The following is a 609-nucleotide window of genomic DNA, read 5'->3' as shown; positions in this document are numbered from 1 at the left end:
AAGCATAAATCTCTGTCGCTTATAGAATAGCGAGATCCCCGCGCGAGGCGCGGCGATCGGGACGCAGGGGGGATTTGGACAAGCCAAACGCCCCCTGCCCTTGCTGGGCCAGGCGCTGCGCGCCTGTCCGTCAGGGGACCGCCGGTCCCCCACCGCAACACGAAAATGCTGCACGTCCTGCGGGGCCGTGTCCTCGCGCTGCGCGCTGCGGGCCGCACCACCCCCTTGTCCGCTGGATTTTCCCATTGCGGCGGTTCCCCCCCTGCCCTCGGCCGGGAGCAAGGGTTCAGGAGAGGGGCGCGCTGCGCGCTTCCTCGCCTGACCCCTCGCCCATTTTGGGCACCGGCCACAGGGCAAAGTCCGGGCCGGGATCGTCGCAAAAGAAGGAACGCCAAATGGCACAAGCAATCCAGACCGACACCGCCGCCGAGCAGGCCCGCGACCACATGCTGCGCCTGCTGATCGCAGAGCAGAACGACGCCTTCCGGCGCTGCCTGGGCTTCGCCGCCCTGTGGCGGGACCATCATCTGAAAGGCCGCGCTGTCGTCACGCCGGGTTTCGATGCCCTGCCCATGGCGACCAAATCCGCGCTGATGGAGAAGGTCATCA

1 protein-coding gene is annotated in these 609 nt (G+C 67.3%); it reads left to right on the top strand.

Annotated elements, in window-relative coordinates:
* Window positions 1-395: 395 nt before the first annotated feature.
* Window positions 396-609: hypothetical protein (locus TW83_RS19030; RefSeq protein WP_045984361.1), on the top strand; the 214-nt coding region annotated here is incomplete at its 3' end.

Origin of the sequence: Paracoccus sp. S4493 (genome assembly GCF_000967735.1) — a bacterium.
Classification (GTDB): Bacteria; Pseudomonadota; Alphaproteobacteria; order Rhodobacterales; family Rhodobacteraceae; genus Paracoccus; species Paracoccus marcusii.
The sequence above is the reverse complement of the archived record's forward strand: the minus strand, read 5'-3'. Positions and strand labels throughout refer to the sequence as shown.